Genomic DNA, 17,072 nt, shown 5'->3' with positions numbered 1-17,072 from the left:
TTTTTAGGTGGCGCTAATATGTCTTTTTGGGCGAAATGGTCGCGCCAAGCGACTGCTGATGCTGCAGGGAGTGGCAGCAACGATGTGATTCTGACCTTACAACTGAATGGCAATGCCCTCAGCAGTCAAGCCTTGAGCCCGTGGGGCGACCTACAACAGCTCAGTTTGGTATTGGCTTTTGTCTCGCCGCACCTGAATATGCAGCAGGTAGGACAACAGCTACGCCAATTATTACCGCCCCAAGTTAAATTAGGCTTAATTAGTACCGCCGGTGAGTTGTGCCAATCGGCACAGACTGCCGCCGGACAAAGCTGCTCGCCTTATTTAGCAACGCCACAACAAGGCTGGCATCATATCGTGCTAGCGGGGTTTTCACGGCAGATTTTCAGTCAGGTTGATCTGCACTGGGTTCCCTTGCCGAGTGAAGATATTCGACGCGGCACCCCACAATTAAGCCGCGAACAACGCTTACAACAGTTAGAAAATCACCTCGGACGTTTACGTCTCAGTTTTACTGTCGATAGCCGCGACACCTTAGCCTTGACCTTTTTTGACGGTTTGGCGGGTGCCGAAAACTTGTTTATGGAAGCGCTTTATCACACCGAACGTTTTCCATGCTTATTTATCGGTGGTTCGGCAGGGGGCTTGCTCGACTTCAAACACACTTGGTTATCGGATGGAGAAAAAGTTCTCGAAAACCATGCCTTGATGGTGCTCTGCAAAACAGCACCGGATATTCGTTTTGGGGTTTTCAAGAGCCAAAACTTCACGCCCACCACCACACGCTACATTGTGGCCGATGCTGATCCACTCCGCCGCACCGTCAGCCGAGTGTTTAACCCACAACAGCAACAGCTTCATGCTTTTATCGATGTCTTATGCCAAGACTTGCGCACTACGCCTGAACAATTAGCAAAACAATTTGAACAACATGCTTTTGCAATTGAACTAGGCAAAGAACACTATATTCGCTCAGTGGCACAGGTTAATGTAGAAAAGCAAGAAATTGCTTTTTATTGTGATATTGAACCAGGCGATCAACTTTTGTTGATGAAAACCACCGACTTTATTCGTCAAACACAAGAAGATTATCAACGCTATGCCCAAGGTAAGCCAAAACCAATTGGGGCTATTTTTAATGATTGTGTGTTAAGACGTTTATTTAATCAAAACCAGCTAAATCAGTTAACCGTTTTTAAGGATATTCCTATCGCCGGCTTCACGACATTTGGTGAATTGCTGGGGATTAATATCAATCAAACCCTCTCTTCGGTATTTTTCTATCGCGTGGCACAAGGTGAATCTTTTCATGATGCGATGATGGACCACTTTACCGTCCGATATGCCAATTTCCAAAACTATTTCACACAGAGGCAGTTAAAGCGCTTACAAATGGTAGATACCATTCGCCAAAGCGTGATTCAACAACTCGATCAATTCCGGATTTTGAGCACCGAAGCCCAAGCATGTTTGCCTGCAATGCAGAATTATCTACAAGAATCGGGTAGTTTATTAAATCAGCTTAATCAAGATATTTGCCAATACAGTAGCGAAATTGAACACAGTGTCAGCGAAGCCAACCAACTGTCAGAGCGGATGCAAACTTTAGTATCAGGAGCAGCAAAAATTGAGGAAATTTTGACTCAGATTGCCCGCATTGCCGAACAGACTAATTTATTGGCCTTGAATGCGGCAATTGAAGCCGCTCGTGCAGGGGAGGCAGGGCGCGGTTTCGCTGTGGTGGCAGATGAGGTGCGCAAATTAGCAGGCAACACCCAATCGAATTTAACCTCGACCCAACAATCAGTGCAGGCGGTGTTAAGTGGAATTGATGGTCTCAAACTGGCATTAGCTGAGACCACCTCACATATTGCTAACATGGCAGCGGGTAGCCGCCATGTATCTGGTCAAGTTTCGGCACTGGCCACACGCGCCACCACCGAATCGGGTCTGCTGGCGGAGCAAATCCGCCAAATCCACGAGCATTCGCTGATGTTAGAGGGCATTGACCATGCGCTGCGCCAGTTAGAGGCCTTACAGCTTTAACGTGGTGAGCGGTGGAATGTCACCGGTTGCAGCGGAATCACCGACGGTGGGGGTGATTTGAAAATATGACTTTTCATCTTGCCCATCACATGCATTTCACAGGGGCGACATTCAAATTTGAGGGTGTAGGTGTCGTTCCCCGATTTCAAAATCATCGGATCGGCACGCACTTGCCCCATTACCCCCTGCACCCCTTTGGCTTGTTTGGGACAGAGATGGTAAGCAAACCGTAGGCAGTGTTTGGTAATCATTAAACTGACTTCGCCGGGTTCTTCGTGTGCTTCATAAGCCGCAGCAATCAGCTCCACCCCATGCCTACGATAAAAGGCCCGTGCTTTCTCGTTATACACATTGGCTAAGAATGACAGCGACGTTTCTGGATAAGGAAACGGTGGTTCAGTCGGTGGTGTTAGCGCTGGGCGTTGCCATGCTGCCAGACGAGCTGTCACCAGTGCCTCGATGGCTTGCCGCCGCAGTTTATTCAGCTGTGAGCTGGGGATAAACCATAGTTCAGAGGTAGCGAGGGTCAGCTGTTCGAGATGAAAGAGCGTATTACCAAAACGAGATAAAGCGTCTTCAAGGTTTTGGCGTGCTTTATCAGCCTGCTGCGCGGGGACTTTGTCACATATCAAATTGGCCGTAACTGTTACACCATCTTCATCTTGCAACGACAAAACCACCCCATCCGCACTGTCTTGTAAACAGGCCTGCACAGCAATGGTGCGCTGTGCTGATGACTTAGTCAGTGCCATTTCCCAAGCATGGTCACGATTACGCGACAGCAAAGTCCCCACTTTTAAGCCACGTAGCCGTGAAACCTGTTCGTTGGGCCAGATACGCCAAATTTGCCCGTCCTCACCAGCGCGCTGCCACTTGGCTTGATTGGCTTGCACCCCGACTACTTCACGCTTAAAGGTGTAATTTAACCCATCGCCATTTGACAGTGTTTCTTGGGTTTCAACTTCTATCCAGTCCTGTCCCACCGCCACCACATGACCTAATGGCAAACCGACATATTTCGGCGAATCAAATGCCCCAATATCGATTTTTCGCGCAGTGGCAAAATAATCGGTGCTACCGCGATGAAAGGTTTTATCAGGGTTCGGGGTAAATAAAATCTCGGTGTGCCCACTCGAAGCACGCGACCATTCTGGATGACGCTCTAAAATTTGATCTAATTGTTGACGATAATGGGCCGTAATATTTTTTACATACGCCATTTCTTTATAACGGCCTTCAATTTTAAACGAGCGTATTCCAGCCAATAATAAAGCCTCAAGATTGGCTGTTTGATTATTATCTTTCATCGATAACAAATGTTTTTCAAACGCTACCACGCCGCCGTTTTCATCCGTTAAGGTATAGGGCAAACGACAGGCTTGTGAACAATCACCTCGATTGGCGCTGCGTCCAGTTTGGGCATGACTGATATTGCATTGCCCAGAAAATGCCACACATAGGGCGCCATGAATAAAATATTCTAGGGTAATTGGTTCTGGTAATGCCTGTCGTATTTTGGCGACTTCTTGGATACTCAGTTCGCGGGCTAATACCAATTGGCTAAAACCACTGTGCGCCAAAAAACGGGCTTTTTCTGGATGGCGAATATCACATTGGGTGGAGGCATGCAGCTGAATTGGCGGTAAATCAAGTTCGAGTAGACCCATATCTTGCACAATCAGCGCATCGACACCCGCTTCGTAACATTGATAAATCAAGTGACGGGCGGCTTCGAGCTCAGAATCATGCAAAATCGTGTTCAGCGTGACAAAAATTCGGGCATGATACTGATGGGCAAAACGACATAAGGCAGCGATATCTTCGATTGAGTTCGCCGCATGTTCACGAGCACCAAAACTCGGCCCACCGATATAGACTGCATCCGCACCATGCAAAATTGCTTCACGACCAATGTCGGCGGTTTTTGCCGGTGCAAGCAATTCGATTTGATGGGGTAACAAACTCATAAAAATCACTTTCTTGAAAAAATCATGGCCATCTTTAGCCACACCTCTCACCACCAAGAGGGCTAGCGATAGCAGAAATAGCGCAACAAAAACTCAATTATAGGGGGTTATTTTAGTATCGACTATGGAATCGATTTTCTTATGTCATTAAAAATTTTAAAATAAGCAAAAATCATTTGTTTCGGCTTATTGATGCAAAAACTACATTTAGTTTTTATGGTATGATGATCAGCTTTATCAGAACAATTAAATTTATTAACATTAAATGACGCCATAAGCATAAAACTTGTGTTGGCGCAGATACAATAAAGCCAATGATGGCTACACTTCACACGAGGCCGGCAACTTATTTTAAACCACGTGGATAGCGTGTTACAGAAAGGAGTATCGAGAGACTCAGTGTTCATCCACACGAGACTATCCCCTTGTTGGCATCATTATTGCGAACAAGCTCTCTCGCACAAACCCATGAAAACCATCTTTATCGTTGATGACTCCCCCACCATTCTTCTCAGCGTTTCAGCCATTTTAACTAAGGCTGGCTACACAGTAGAAAAAGCCTCTAATGGCCAAGATGCGCTGACCCGTTTTCGTGGTGGTATTAAGGCCGATTTGCTGATTACTGACTTAAATATGCCGGGGATGAATGGATTAGAACTGATTAAAGAAGTGCGGCAACTGCCAAATTATCGTTTTATGCCCATTCTGTTCTTAACCACTGAGTCACAACAAGCTCGGCGTGCCGAAGCCCGTGCAGCCGGCGCCTCAGGTTGGTTGGTAAAACCGGCTTCTGCCGACGACTTACTCAACACCATTAAATTGGTTTTACGGTGACATTGCTATGAGCCTCCCATCCTCAAATACTTCCGCTTCCTCCGAAACGATTTCTTTCCAAGGACGCAGCACTGCTTTGGCAGTGGTGACCGCGTTAGTATGCGGTTTGGGGGTGTATCTTCTATATGAACCATTCCACGAGCAATTTTTACCTGCCGTGGGCCTCAGTACATGCCTCGGCGACGCCATCGGATCGGTCATGTTGGTGTTTGTTGGCTATGGTGTCAGACGCTTGGTCTCGCTCTTGTTGTTCCGTGACACCATGCTCGGTCTAGAGCATGTCAAAAAACAAGTAGAAGAAGAAAATGCCCAAGTCCATCAATGGATGGGGCTAATTGCCGAGCAGCTGTCTAATGTTCCTAAATACAATTCCGTCCTACGACAACAGCTCAATACGGTCATTCAAGAAACTGAAAACGCCGCTTACTCCATCACCGAGCGACTACAGACGATTGATCAAGTGGTTACCCACCTGCAACAATTCGTCAACGAAAGCGCCGCTCGTTCAAACCGGTTGGCAGAAGAATCGGAAGATGAAATTGCCGTCAATCAGCGTTTAATTGCCAATATGGATGACTATATCCAACAACGTCTTGATTTTACTCGTGAAGAACAAACACGAATCAAAGTAGCTGTCGATCAGGCGCGGTCGTTAGAAGAATTGGTCAATCTGATTCGTGGCATTGCCAGCCAAACCAATCTATTAGCTTTAAATGCGGCAATTGAGGCGGCGCGGGCAGGTGAGGCTGGGCGCGGCTTTGCGGTGGTCGCCGATGAAGTGCGTAAGCTTTCTGCAGAAAGTGAACAAGCAGTATTGCGGATTAACGAAGGCATTCAAGCAGTTGCTACCACAATTGAGGAACAATTCAACTCTAAATTGATTGCTACCAACATTGAAGGCGAACGCACTACCTTACAAAGCTTTTCTCATCAATTGAATGAACTGAACACTGATTATGCAAACTTGTTGCAATCTCAAAATGAGATGATACGCACCATTCGCGAAAGCAGTGACACCCTTGCCAATATGTTTATGGATGCATTGGCAAATATTCAGTTCCAAGATGTTTCACGCCAGATGATTGAGCATGTGATGAGCGCACTGGAAAAACTCGACCAACACGCGCTTGATTTACAACAACGCCTCGCACGTGGCGCACCGCTTCAAGCGGCTGATTTGCCACAACTGCAAGCGACTTTAGAAGCCGTGTATGGCAGTTATGTGATGCAGCAACAACGAGATACCCACCAACGAGCCCTCAACCAACCTTCGTCTGGCAATGCCAATCGTAGCAGCGGGGGCAGTAAAGTGGAGTTGTTTTAGTGAGCCAATATGATGTTTAAGCCAGCACAAGACCTGACCATCTACCATGTTGCAGCGTTAAAACAACAGTTGGAACAGTATTTGGCACAATCACCGAGCGATATGATTTTAGACGTGTCCGCCGTACAAGATATGGACAGCGCTGGCTTACAATTTTTGTTGTTAACACAACAAGAGGCAGGGCGGCGGCAGTTAAAGCATGCACTCCATCAACCCACCGTCGCCATCAAGCAACAACTGGCCTTCTTGCGACTCACACCGGTGTTTACGTTCGAGGAATAAGATAGCTCATGGATGAATTATTGGCCGTTTTTGTGCAAGAAAGCCGTGAGCAGCTGCAAGCACTCGAAGCGGGTTTGATTGCACTTGATCGAGGTGAGCATGACCCAGACACCCTAAACGGTGTTTTTCGTGCTGCCCACACCATCAAAGGCGGTGCAGGGGTGGTGGAATGTGACTTTATTGTCGAATTTACCCATGTCGTTGAAAACACCTTAGACGCGCTCCGCAATGGCAGCCGCGAACTCTCCCCACCCTTAATTGCGGCCTTGTTGCAATGTAGCGATCATCTGTCAGATTTACTCGACTTACTCGAACAGAGCGCCACCCCCGATGCCGAGTGCTTGGCACGCGGCCAACAGCGCCTAGCCAACCTAGGCAACCCCACCACTCCCACGCCAACACCTACTGCTGCCGCAACGCCGCCAGTGGCCGCCAATAGCGACCGACATTGGCATATCTCGGTGCGCTTTGGCTTGGATACCCTGCGCCACGGTATGGATCCTGTTTCTTTTCTGCATTATTTAGAGGAAATGGGCGAGATTGTTGGCTTGGCAACGATTTATGACCAATTACCAGCCTTAGCTGAGTACGACCCAGAGGGCTGTTATCTTGGTTTTGAAATTGATTACGCCAGCACAGCCGACAAGGCCAGCATTGAGCGGGTATTTGATTTTGTGCGGGATGATTGCTTACTCCACATCATCCCCCCCGATAGCAAAGTCGATGACTTTATTCATCTGATTGAACAATTACCAGAAACACCACCGCGTATCGGGGAAATTTTGGTTCAGGTCGGCGCGCTGACCGAAAAAGAGCTACAACAAGCTCTGCATACCCAATCACAGCTTCCACATGACGATGACCACCCTGCCCCCAAGGTTGGGGAAATTTTGGTTGAACATCATCATGTGCCCCCACAGCTGGTCGAAGCTGCTGCGGGCAAACAAGGGAAACTGCAAGCCGGACAAAACCATACCTTACGCATTCAGGCGGATAAGCTGGATAAGCTGATTGATTTAGTCGGCGAGTTGGTGATTGCCGGCGCCAGCGCACGTTTACTGGCGCGTGAAATCGGCCAAACACGACTCAGCCGCGTGACACAAATTATGTCGCGTTTGGTGGAAGAAATTCGCGATTCGGCGCTTGAGTTACGTATGGTGCAAATTGGCGAAACCTTTAATCGTTTCCACCGTGTGGTGCGTGATTTATCACATGAACTCAATAAAGAAGTGGAATTAAACATCTCGGGGGCAGAAACCGAGCTTGATAAAAGTGTGGTCGAAAAAATCAGCGATCCGCTGATGCACTTGGTCCGCAATGCCATTGACCACGGCATTGAATCACCAGAACAACGCCTTGCCGCAGGGAAACCCGCACGCGGCAAAATTGGTTTTAATGCCTATCACGATTCCGGTTCAATCGTCATTGAAGTGCGAGATGATGGTGCCGGTGTCAACCGACAAAAAGTCTTAAAACGTGCCATTGAGCGAGGGTTGGTCTCCGCCAATCAAAGCCTGTCAGATACCGAGATTCTCAACTTATTGTTAGAGCCTGGTTTTTCGACTGCCGATAAGGTGTCGAATGTCTCCGGACGCGGTGTCGGTATGGATGTGGTAAAACGTAACATCCAATCCTTGCGTGGTCGGATTGATATGGAAAGCGTTGAGGGACAGGGTTCACGGTTTATGATTCGTTTGCCGTTAACCTTAGCCATCATCGACGGTTTTCATGTGGCAATTGCGGCCAGCACCTATATTTTGCCGTTGGATTCTGTGGTGCGCTGTTTGGAATTCAAAGACGCGGCCAGCGATCGCGACTATCTCGACTTTGGTGGTGAAGCCTTGCCCTTTGTTCGTTTACGCGATTTATTCCGTATTGATGCCCCAATGCCGCCACGCCAAAATGTGATTGTGGTGCAATATGCTGGACAAAAAGCAGGCTTAGTGGTCGATCAATTATTGGGTGAATCACAAACCGTCATTAAACCCCTCTCGTCAATGTTTCAGCACATGCGCGGTATTGGGGGTGCCACTATTCTCGGCAGTGGTGAAGTTGCTTTGATTTTAGATGTACAAGCCTTGGTGCAATTGGCCGCCACACGCGAAACCGACAGTTTGTCAGTCCAGCGTGAGCCTGCAGTCAATCAACCGGCCTAATTCACAGGAGAGTCATGTTGAGTAATTTAAAAATTGGTGGCCGACTGGGCTTGGGCTTTGGTCTAGTCATTGTCCTACTGTTAATTGTCGCCGGCCTTGCGCTATTGCGTCTGCAAACACTGGGCAATGCAATGGATACGGTTGTTAACGACCGTTTTGTCAAAACACAACGGATGAATCTGGTAGAAAGTCAGATGAACGTGGTCATTCGTGCCACCCGTAATTTGCTGTTGGACAACTCCCCAGCTGCGATTGAAAAAGAAAAAGAGCGCATTGCCGAAGGCGGGCGGATTATCGGGGGTGAATTACAAGCCCTTGAACAAACTATTAACTTACCCAAAGGCCGTGAACTGCTCAGTAATGTGATGGCAAAACGGGTGGATTACCTCGACTCACAAGTCCGCTATATGAAAGTCATCGGCATTGACCGAGAGCAGGCGTTGCAAATCAATAACCAAGAGCTACGTCCTAAGCTCAATGCCTATATCGCCGCCATGCGCGCTTTAGCCGACTATCAAGTCGAATTGGCGAAAGAACATGGCGCGCAGGCTATTGCCTTGGTTGAACAAACTCGCTTGATCTTGATTGCGTTAGTAGTGACGGCACTGTTGCTATCAGGTTTGATTGCATGGTTGATTACGCGCAGCATCACCCAACCGACAGCGAAACTGTTGGAGCTGGCACAAGATATGTCAGCAGGTAATTTCTCTCGCGAGGTGGATACCAGTCGCAAAGATGAGATTGGCACTTTGGCACAAGCTTTTGCTGCGTTACGACAGTCGATCAACAATATGAAAGAAGACGCGATGTTGCTATCGCGGGCAGCGGTGGAAGGTAAACTCAGCACACGCGCTGATGCTAACCGTCACCAAGGCGACTACCGCCGCATTGTCGAAGGCGTAAACGCCACCCTCGATGCAGTGATTGGGCCACTCAATGTCGCTGCCAATTATGTTGATCGTATCGCACAAGGTTCGATTCCGCCGAAAATCACCGACAACTACAACGGTGATTTCAACGTGATCAAACAAAATCTGAATACCTGTATTGATGCGGTGAATCTGCTGATTGCCGATGCGGCAACCCTGTCGCGTGCCGCTGTTGAAGGCAAGCTCAACACACGCGCTGATGCCAACCGCCATCAAGGCGACTACCGCCGCATTGTCGAAGGCGTGAATGCCACCCTCGATGCAGTGATTGGGCCACTCAACGTGGCCGCAGACTATGTCGACCGCATCGCCAAAGGCGCGATTCCACCGAAAATCAGCGATAACTACAACGGTGACTTTAACGTCATTAAACAAAATCTGAATCAGTGTATTGATGCGGTCAATCTACTCATCACCGACGCTGCCATGCTGTCGCGGGCGGCGGTTGAAGGGAAGCTCAGCACACGCGCCGATGCCAACCGTCATCAAGGGGATTACCGCCGCATTATCGAAGGCGTGAATGCCACCCTCGATGCGGTGATTGGGCCACTCAATATCGCTGCTGACTATGTCGACCGCATCGCCAAAGGGGCCATCCCACCAAAAATCACCGACAGCTATAACGGTGATTTCAATGTGATTAAACAAAACCTGAACACTTGTATTGATGCGGTCAATTTGTTGATTGCTGACGCCAATATGTTGTCTCAAGCAGCAGTAGATGGGCGAATTGAAACCCGCGCTGAAGCCATCCGCCATCAAGGGGATTACCGCAAAATTGTCGAAGGCGTGAACGCTACCCTCGATGCTATCGTGGTGCCGTTGAATGAAGTCATGCAGTTGCTCTCAGCCGTGGAAAAAGGCGATATGACTGTCCGCGTTACCGGCGACTATCGTGGTACCTTCGCTCGACTGAAAGACATCAGCAACAACACAGTCACCCAACTGGCACAAACCATTACCCAAGTGACGCTAACCGCCGATCAAGTGTCGAATGCCGCTTCGCAAGTGAGCGCGACGGCACAATCGTTGTCGCAAAGCTCTAGCGAACAAGCCGCCAGCGTAGAAGAAACCACGTCGTCTATCGAGCAGATGACCGCTTCGATTAACCAAAATACCGAAAATGCCAAGGTCACCGACGGCATGGCGGCAAAAGCAGCAAAAGAAGCCAATGAAGGCGGCAGTGCGGTGCGCGAAACGGTAGAGGCCATGAAACAGATTGCCGATAAAATTGGCATCATCGATGAAATCGCCTATCAAACCAATCTGTTAGCCCTGAATGCCGCTATCGAAGCCGCCCGTGCTGGTGAACATGGTAAGGGTTTTGCGGTGGTTGCCGCAGAAGTCCGAACCTTGGCCGAGCGCAGTCAAGTGGCAGCACAAGAAATTGGTCAATTGGCTGGTTCTAGCGTCAAATTGGCAGAAAAAGCCGGTGCGTTGTTGGACGAAATCGTGCCTTCGATTCGTAAAACCTCTGATTTGGTACAAGAAATCGCTTCGGCGTCGGAAGAACAATCGACAGGGGTTTCTCAAATCAATTCGGCGATGGAGCAGCTTAATCAGGCAACCCAACAAAATGCGTCGGCGTCGGAACAGCTCGCAGCCACCGCAGAAGAGATGGGGTCACAAGCAGGTCAGCTGCAACAGATGATGCAGTTCTTCCGCTTGGCGGATAATAGTTTTAGCCGCAACGCCAATTTTGCAATGCCAAGCCCCAGCCCAACGCTGAACAATAGCCGCCCTGCCGTGATCCGCCGTCCTGCCAGCCTTGGTGCACTGCCACCACCGTTGGAACAAGGGCCCGATGAAGCGGATTTTGTTCGTTTTTAATCAGGAGCAAGCATGGCTAAAACCGCCTCTTCCAGTACCCCGGCGGCTTCCAGCGCCAGCAGCCAATATCTGCTGTTCCTGTTAGGGGGTGAGCCATTTGGCATCGACATCGCGCATGTCAAAGAGATTATTGAATACGGCCAACTGACCGAGATTCCGATGACCCCTGATTTTATCCGTGGGGTCATCAATCTGCGAGGCAGTGTAGTACCAGTCATTGATTTGGCAGCGCGCTTTGGCCGCCCTCCGGCAAAAATTGTACGGCATACGTGTATCGTGATTGTCGAAGTCAGCCACGGCGAGGGCGAACGGCAAGATATCGGCGTGGTGGTGGACAGTGTCAGCGAAGTACGCGAAATCACCACCGACGATATCGAGTCCGCGCCCACCTTCGGTACCCGCATTCGCACCGACTTTATTGCGGGGATGGCCAGAATCAGTCAACGCTTTGTGATTTTGTTGAATGCTGACCGTGTGTTATCCACAGATGAAATCGCTGAACTCGCCGCGCTGTCGGTCAAAGATGAGGCAAATTAAACGTCTTGATGGATAACGGCACTTACACCCTCTCGGATCATGAGTTCACCCTGTTTCAACGCCTATTACAGACGTTAGCAGGGGTTTATCTGCCTCCGGGAAAACAAAGCCTTTTGCTCAGCCGCCTTAGCCGGCGGCTGTTGCATTATCAGCTACCTTCTTTTAGTGCCTACTACCGTTTGGTCACCGATCCACAACATCGGACTGAACTACAACACATGGTGGATTTACTCACCACCCACGAAACTTATTTCTTTCGTGAACCCGCCCACTTTGATTTTTTGCGCGATTATTTCCAACACAGCGCCCCACAACAGTTGTTTCGGGTATGGAGTGCGGCCTGTTCAAGTGGCGAGGAGGTGTATAGCATCGCCATGACCTTGGCCGATTGCCGACCACATGGACAATGGGAAGTGGTTGGTAGTGATATCAGTGTCAAAGAAATAGAAAAAGCACGGCGCGGTCATTATCAAATGGAAAGAATCGACGGCATTCCAAACGGTTATCTACAGCGTTTTTGCCTCAAAGGGGTTCGCCAACAAAGCGGCAGTTTTCTGATACAAGCGGCTTTGCGTAAACGAACACAATTCCGTCAAATCAATTTACTCACCCCATTACCCAACGATCTTGGCTTATTTGACCTGATCTTTTTACGCAATGTGATGATCTACTTTGAAACTGCCACTAAACAAAAAGTCATCGATCAACTGACGCGAACCCTTCAGCCCGGTGGTTATTTAGTGATTGGCCATTCGGAAACCCTCAATGGTTTACAACATTCGCTAGAAGCAGTCCGTCCCACCTTATATCGCAGACCTTTACGTGCCTGACTTCTTTCGCGCTACGCCCTCCACACAATCCGTGAATGATATTTTTCTGCGCCCGGGTGAGTTTTATTTCGGCCAAGGGCATATCCGCTTGCGTACCCTGTTAGGGTCTTGTATCGCTATCGTGTTATGGGTTCCTAAACTCAATTTGGGGGGCATGTGTCACTTTATGCTGCCACAACGCCGCCACGGTATTGCTGCGCCAGCGCCCGATGGTCGTTATGCCGACGAAGCCATGCAATTATTCGACCAAGCCCTTTTGCAATACGGTGTTTCTGCGCAACAATGCCAAGCTAAACTGTTCGGCGGTGGGCGCATGTTTGGAGAACACATTGCGACCCTCGATATTGGTGAACGTAATTTAACCGCTGCCTACCATTTATTAGCTCAACGCCGCATCCCTGTCGTGGCGGAACATGTCGGTGGTTATGGCCATCGGCGGATTGTGTTTGATATTTGGAGCGGTGATGTGTGGGTGAGTTTTCAGGAGGGCATTGCTTGAGTCAAATCGCAGTATTGATTGTGGACGATTCTGCTGTGGTGCGGCAGGTTACCCGAAAAATCCTTGAAACCGATGCCTCGATTGAAGTGATCGGCGTTGCAGCCGACCCTATTTTTGCCCGACAAAAGATGGGGCAACGGTGGCCGGATGTCATTATCCTCGATATTGAGATGCCACGCATGGATGGTCTGACCTTTCTGCGGCAGATTATGAGCGAACGCCCGACACCCGTTTTAATCTGTTCTTCTCTGGCAGACCACGGTGGGGAGACAGCGATGGCGGCGTTAGCAGCAGGGGCCGTTCATATCCTGACTAAACCACAGGCAGGGGTAAAAGATTTTTTAGAAGGCAAACAGCATGATTTAATTAACGCGGTAAAAGCGGCAGCGAAAGCCAAAGTCAAAGCAGGGGTCAAACTCCCGCCCCCCGTACCCGCACAAAAATTAAATGCTGATGCGGTGTTGCCAGCAGGGAAACCAACAGCGATGGCCAAAACCACCGAGCGTGTGGTGGCGATTGGCACATCAACCGGCGGCACCCAAGCACTGGAAGCCATTTTGACCGCCTTGCCTGATATTTGCCCCGGCATTGTGATTGTGCAGCACATGCCAGAAAAATTTACCGCGCTGTTTGCACAGCGACTGAATGGTTTATGCAATATCGAAGTCAGAGAGGCACAAGACGGTGATCGGGTGTTACCGGGACGGGCTTTGATCGCGCCAGGTGGCAAACATTTATTATTAGAGCGCAGTGGCGCGCAATATCATGTCAAAGTGGTCAACGGCCCCTTGGTCAATCGCCACCGGCCATCGGTGGATGTTTTGTTTCGTTCGGTAGCGCGCAGCGCTGGAAAAAATGCCTTGGGGATTATTATGACCGGCATGGGTGATGATGGGGCGCGAGGTTTAAAAGAAATGCGCGACGCCGGTGCCCATACTGTGGCACAAGATGAGGCCAGCTGTGTGGTGTTTGGGATGCCAAAAGAAGCCATCCGCCTTGGTGCGGCACAAGAAGTGATGCCTTTACAGCATATTCCACAAAAAATCCTCAGCGAATTTACCCTCTAATTTTTCGTTTTTTCTCTTAGAACAGTTGAGCCGAGATGCTCACTGTTCTTTTTTTTTCTGTGTGATGTATGGATATTTTTGTTGAAATCATTTTAAAAGCCGGTCGTTCAGCGATTGAGCTGTCTTTGTTTGTATTGTTGCCTGTCATGGTGGTGATGTTAGCCATCATGCGGTTATTAGAAGCGAAAGGGATTTTAGATTGGCTGGTGGCAAAGCTATCACCGTTCCTCAAACCCTTTGGGTTGACTGGCTTAGGCGTGTTTGCCGCCTTACAAGTCAACTTTGTCAGTTTTGCCGCGCCGGTCGCGACATTAACCATGATGGAGCAGCGTGGGGTATCAAGTCGGCATCTGGCAGCAACCTTGGCGATGGTCATGGCAATGGCACAGGCCAACGCTTCATTTCCCCTTGCCGCATTGGGACTTCACCTCGGTCAGGTGTTGCTGTTTTCGATTGTGGGCGGATTAGTAGCGGCCGCCATGGCCTACCATGTTTTCGGGCGGGGATTAGACAACCAAGAACAGCGCATCGACGAAACCTTAGCTCATCCCGTAGCAGAAAACGCCAAAGGCGTCCTAAACGTGATTAACCGCGCCGGTGCCGAGGCTTTCAAAATTGCCATTGGCGCCATTCCAATGTTGGTGTTGTCGTTGGTGGTGGTAAAAAGTCTGGCCGCTGCCGGTGCAGTAGATCGCCTAACGTGGGTGTTAAGTCCACTGCTATTAGCTGCCAACATTGATCCTGCGTTGATCTTGCCTTCGCTCACCAAATACTTGGCAGGTGGCAACGCCATGTTGAGCGTGATGGACACCCTTCGTCGCACTGAACAGGTCAGTGCCGAGGTATTAAATCTGGCAGCAGGCTGGTTAATTCACCCGCTCGATATTCCAGGGATTGCAGTATTGATTTCTGCTGGCCCACGAGTCGCTGCCATCTGGAAACCAGCGGCATTAGGCGCAGCGGTTGGCATTGCTTGCCGCACGCTGGCCCATGCCTATCTTGGTGGCTGACCTCATGTCGAGGCCAGCCAATCCATGATTTAGGCTTGTGGTACAGGGGTGCGAATCAGGTGGTCAAAGGCGCTCAGACTGGCTTTGGCCCCTTCACCCATCGCAATAATAATTTGCTTGTACGGCACAGTGGTGGCATCACCAGCGGCAAACACCCCAGCCAAAGAAGTCTGTCCACGCTCATCAATCATAATTTCACCACGCGAGGACAATTCAACACGACCTTTCAACCAATCGGTATTGGGCAACAGACCGATTTGGACAAAAATCCCTTCCAACTCGACATGACGTGCTTCACCAGAACGGCGGTCGGTGTAGTCCAAACCATTCACTTTCTGACCATCACCCGTTACGGCAGTGGTTTGCGCCTCGGTGATAATGGTCACGTTTGGCAAGCTGCGCAGTTTGGCCTGTAACACCGCATCAGCACGCAAAGCTTCGCCATATTCCAACAATGTAACATGCGCTACGATACCGGCTAAATCGATAGCGGCTTCCACACCTGAGTTACCGCCACCGATCACTGCCACTCGTTTCCCTTTGAACAGCGGACCATCGCAATGTGGGCAGTACGCCACGCCTTTGGTGCGGTATTCCGCTTCCCCTGGCACATTCATTTCACGCCAACGGGCACCGGTAGCAATAATCACGCTACGGCTTTTCAGCGTCGCACCGCTAGCTAAACGGACGGTGCGATAACCGTGTTCACCATCGGCTTCAATCGCTTCGGCACGCTGCAAGTTGATGATATCCACATCATAATCACGGACGTGTTGTTCTAAGGCTGCGGCTAGTTTTGGCCCTTCGGTTTCTTTCACCGAGATGAAGTTCTCAATTCCCAAGGTATCCAACACCTGACCGCCAAAACGTTCGGCGACAACCCCAGTACGAATCCCTTTACGAGCAGCATAAATTGCTGCTGCGGCACCAGCTGGCCCACCACCCACCACTAACACATCAAACGGTGCTTTTTCATTCAGTTTCGCGGCTTCACGTTCAACCGCGCCGACATCAACCTTCGCCAAAATTTCTTCAATACTCATGCGACCTTGGGCAAATAGCTGGCCGTTCAGGTAGATCGCCGGCACCCCCATGATTTGGCGGTCTTCGACTTCTTGTTGGAACATGCTGCCATCAATCATCACTGCTTGGATGTTGGGGTTTAACACCGACATGGTGTTCACCGCCTGCACTACATCAGGGCAGTTATGGCATGACAAGGAAACAAACACTTCAAAGTGTAGCGGCCCAGGCAAGGCTTTCACTTGCTCAATCACCTCGGCATCCAACTTCGGCGCATAACCACTGACTTGCAGCAAAGCCAACACCAGCGAAGTAAACTCATGCCCCATCGGAATACCAGCAAAGTGTACCCGAGGGACTTGCCCCACTTGGGCAATGGCAAACGAGGGTTTGCGGGCATTGTCGCCATCTTCACGCACGCTCACTTTCGGCGACAGCGCGGCAACATCATGCAACAAGCTACGCAATTCAGCGGCTTTGGCGCTGTCATCAAAGCTGGCAACCAATTCAATAGGGTTGACCAAGCGTTCCAATAGGGTTGACCAAGCGTTCAAGGTAGGCTTTGAGTTGGGTTTGAATGTTGCTATCGAGCATCGTTGTCTCCTAAGGGTCGGGGGATGGCGGCGGCAGCGAAATCACCGCTCCGAGTTACGCCAAGGATTACACATAAATAAGCATTCTTTTTTGATAAAAATGCTGGTTTATGTGGCAAATAGCATGAAGTTTTTTACTTAACAA

13 protein-coding genes are annotated in these 17,072 nt (G+C 49.6%); 11 read left to right on the top strand and 2 right to left on the bottom strand.

Annotated elements, in window-relative coordinates:
• Nucleotides 1-18 precede the first annotated feature (18 nt).
• A complete protein-coding gene (locus G465_RS16600) occupies nt 19-2,046 on the top strand; it encodes a methyl-accepting chemotaxis protein (protein WP_022653682.1) in 2,028 nt (675 codons plus the stop codon).
• Here G465_RS16600 and G465_RS0106540 read toward each other — a convergent pair.
• Nucleotides 2,043-4,013, bottom strand: coding sequence for a peptidase U32 family protein (locus tag G465_RS0106540; RefSeq protein ID WP_027405239.1), 1,971 nt, complete (start codon nt 4,011-4,013; stop codon nt 2,043-2,045). The two genes, G465_RS16600 and G465_RS0106540, sit on opposite strands and share 4 nt — an antisense overlap.
• Before the next feature lie 468 nt (nt 4,014-4,481).
• Here G465_RS0106540 and G465_RS0106535 point away from each other — a divergent pair, with 468 nt between their 5' ends.
• From G465_RS0106535 to G465_RS0106490, 10 genes are all read left to right on the top strand, one after another.
• Nucleotides 4,482-4,847, top strand: coding sequence for a response regulator (locus G465_RS0106535; RefSeq protein WP_022653680.1), 366 nt, complete (start codon nt 4,482-4,484; stop codon nt 4,845-4,847).
• A 7-nt stretch (nt 4,848-4,854) separates the two neighbouring features.
• Nucleotides 4,855-6,171 carry a methyl-accepting chemotaxis protein gene (locus G465_RS0106530; RefSeq protein ID WP_040399270.1) on the top strand — a complete coding sequence of 439 codons (1,317 nt, stop codon included), beginning with the start codon at nt 4,855-4,857 and terminating at the stop codon, nt 6,169-6,171.
• 9 nt (nt 6,172-6,180) lie between these two features.
• Nucleotides 6,181-6,453 carry an STAS domain-containing protein gene (locus G465_RS0106525; RefSeq protein WP_027405237.1) on the top strand — a complete coding sequence of 91 codons (273 nt, stop codon included), beginning with the start codon at nt 6,181-6,183 and terminating at the stop codon, nt 6,451-6,453.
• Nucleotides 6,454-6,461: 8 nt separating this feature from the next.
• Nucleotides 6,462-8,609, top strand: a complete 2,148-nt coding sequence (locus G465_RS0106520) for a chemotaxis protein CheA (RefSeq protein WP_022653677.1) — start codon at nt 6,462-6,464, stop codon at nt 8,607-8,609.
• A gap of 14 nt (nt 8,610-8,623) precedes the next feature.
• Complete coding sequence (locus tag G465_RS15395) at nt 8,624-11,368, top strand: methyl-accepting chemotaxis protein (RefSeq protein ID WP_022653676.1); 2,745 nt, start codon at nt 8,624-8,626, stop codon at nt 11,366-11,368.
• Between the two features lie 12 nt (nt 11,369-11,380).
• Nucleotides 11,381-11,905 carry a chemotaxis protein CheW gene (locus tag G465_RS0106510; protein WP_022653675.1) on the top strand — a complete coding sequence of 175 codons (525 nt, stop codon included), beginning with the start codon at nt 11,381-11,383 and terminating at the stop codon, nt 11,903-11,905.
• 8 nt (nt 11,906-11,913) lie between these two features.
• The gene (locus tag G465_RS0106505; RefSeq protein ID WP_022653674.1) at nt 11,914-12,735 is read left to right on the top strand and encodes a CheR family methyltransferase; all 822 of its coding nucleotides are present in this window, start codon (nt 11,914-11,916) and stop codon (nt 12,733-12,735) included.
• Nucleotides 12,728-13,234, top strand: coding sequence for a chemotaxis protein CheD (locus tag G465_RS0106500; protein WP_022653673.1), 507 nt, complete (start codon nt 12,728-12,730; stop codon nt 13,232-13,234). Before G465_RS0106505 ends, G465_RS0106500 begins: the two co-directional genes overlap by 8 nt.
• Nucleotides 13,231-14,301, top strand: a complete 1,071-nt coding sequence (locus G465_RS0106495) for a protein-glutamate methylesterase/protein-glutamine glutaminase (RefSeq protein ID WP_022653672.1) — start codon at nt 13,231-13,233, stop codon at nt 14,299-14,301. The genes G465_RS0106500 and G465_RS0106495 overlap by 4 nt, the downstream gene beginning before the upstream one ends.
• A 68-nt stretch (nt 14,302-14,369) precedes the next feature.
• Nucleotides 14,370-15,311: a nucleoside recognition domain-containing protein gene (locus G465_RS0106490; protein ID WP_022653671.1), complete on the top strand. Its 942-nt coding sequence runs from the start codon at nt 14,370-14,372 to the stop codon at nt 15,309-15,311.
• 29 nt (nt 15,312-15,340) lie between these two features.
• On the opposite strand, the gene ahpF is transcribed toward G465_RS0106490, so the two are convergent.
• Nucleotides 15,341-16,888: an alkyl hydroperoxide reductase subunit F gene (gene ahpF / locus G465_RS13810; RefSeq protein ID WP_155846508.1), complete on the bottom strand. Its 1,548-nt coding sequence runs from the start codon at nt 16,886-16,888 to the stop codon at nt 15,341-15,343.
• Nucleotides 16,889-17,072: the final 184 nt, after the last annotated feature.

The organism is Aquaspirillum serpens DSM 68 (genome assembly GCF_000420525.1).
Lineage (GTDB): Bacteria > Pseudomonadota > Gammaproteobacteria > Burkholderiales > Aquaspirillaceae > Aquaspirillum > Aquaspirillum serpens.
Note: the sequence above shows the minus strand (reverse complement) of the source record. Positions and strands in the feature narration are given on the sequence as shown.